Origin of the sequence: Bradyrhizobium acaciae, assembly GCF_020889785.1 — a bacterium.
In the GTDB taxonomy this organism is placed as follows: Bacteria; Pseudomonadota; Alphaproteobacteria; order Rhizobiales; family Xanthobacteraceae; genus Bradyrhizobium; species Bradyrhizobium acaciae.
In genome coordinates, this window is record NZ_JACMYK010000301.1 from 1 (window position 1) to 1,564 (window position 1,564).

Below are 1,564 nucleotides of genomic sequence, written 5' to 3' on the forward strand. Positions count from 1 at the left end.
CTCGACCGGGCGATCCAGTACGCCGCGGCGTCTCGGCTCAAGCACTACTGCCTCTGGAATACTAGATCGCCCGGTCGAGCCGGGCGATGACACCGAACTAGCTGTTTGACAGTTCGAATCGACAACCATCCTCATCGTCGTCCCGGCCTAGTGCGCAATTGCGCACGGGAGCCGGGACCCATTACCACTAATGCGAATTGTTACGCGATGTTGGAACGACGAATCCCCTTCACAACATCCGCCGCGGCGTATGGGTCCCGGCCTTCGCCGGGACGACAGTGGAAGGTGAGGCGCGACATCGGCTTGAAACTTGACGGACTCTCCGCCGCGATCACCCCGTTACTCCGACCACGGCCACCACGGATACTGGCTCGGCATGTCCTGCGAGACCTTGCCTGGAAAGGCCGGCTTCCGCTTCTCGATGAAGGACTGCACGCCCTCGCGTACGTCGGCATGGCCGCCGCGCTCGACCGACATCGGCTTGTCGATCGCGAGCAATTCGAATGGGTCAGGCGCGCCGGCGAAGCGCCAGAGCATCTGGCGGGTCAGTGCGACCGACACGGCCGAGGTCTCCGCCGTCATCTCGTGAGCGATCTGCCGTGCCCGCTCGAGCAAGGCGTCCGGCTCGAGCACCTCGCTGACGAGGCCGCCCTTGAGCGCCTCGTCCGCATCGAAGGTGCGGCCGGAGAGGCACCAGCGCAGCGACTGCGGCAGGCCGACGAGTTTTGGCAGGAACCACGCACTGCCGGCCTCCGGCACCAGCCCGCGACGCGCGAAGATGAAGCCGATCTTGGCGCCGCGAGCGGCGATGCGGATATCCATCGGCAGCGTCATCGTGATGCCGACGCCGACCGCACCGCCGTTGATCGCAGCGATGGAGGGCTTTCGGCAGTTGAAGATCGCCTCGACGAAGCGGCCGCTGCGCTGGCCGGCGCTTGCGAACACGCCTGCGCCGTGGCTGCCTGAGGTGTCGAAGCTCTTGGCGCCGCCGGAGACGTCGGCGCCGGCACAGAACGCACGGCCCGCGCCGGTGACGATGATGGCGCGGACATCGTCGTTCTCATCGGCGCGCTGGAAAGCGTCGGCGACCTCGGCGCCCATGGTCCCGGTGTAGGCATTGAGCTTGTCGGGACGATTGAGCGTGACGATCATCAGGGAGCCGTCGATGTCGCACGTGATTTGCTCGTAGCTCATGACGGCCTCCCCGAGATGGTTGTTGTTGTGCGGGCCGCGACCTTCTTACCCCTCCGCGATTGCATCGGCCCACGGATGGAACGGCTCGGTGGCGCCGCTGTTCGTCGTGCCATCGCGCAGCACGATGCTGGGGCAGGCGAACTTCTTCGGCTGGGTCTGGATGCGTGCCTCCTCATAGTCGAAGCTGCCGCGCAGCGCGTCACGCACGGCTTGCGGCAGGCGGACATCGCCGATCACGACGGCGCCTTCGCTGGCGTCGATGCGTGGCTGATGGATCGCGGCGTCGAGGTCCATGCCGAAATCCATCACGAAGGAGAGCAGCTGCGATACCGCGGGCAGGATGCGGCGGCCGCCGGATGCGCCGGCGGCA

2 protein-coding genes are annotated in these 1,564 nt (G+C 66.4%); both read right to left on the reverse strand.

Features of this window, described 5'->3' with window-relative positions; all coding sequences use genetic code 11:
• Positions 1-339 precede the first annotated feature (339 nt).
• Positions 340-1,194 carry an enoyl-CoA hydratase-related protein gene (locus H8A92_RS40380; RefSeq protein ID WP_229200795.1) on the reverse strand — a complete coding sequence of 285 codons (855 nt, stop codon included), beginning with the start codon at positions 1,192-1,194 and terminating at the stop codon, positions 340-342.
• Positions 1,195-1,239: 45 nt separating this feature from the next.
• On the reverse strand, positions 1,240-1,564 hold a 325-nt coding region (locus tag H8A92_RS40385; RefSeq protein ID WP_229200796.1), incomplete at its 5' end, for a gamma-glutamyltransferase.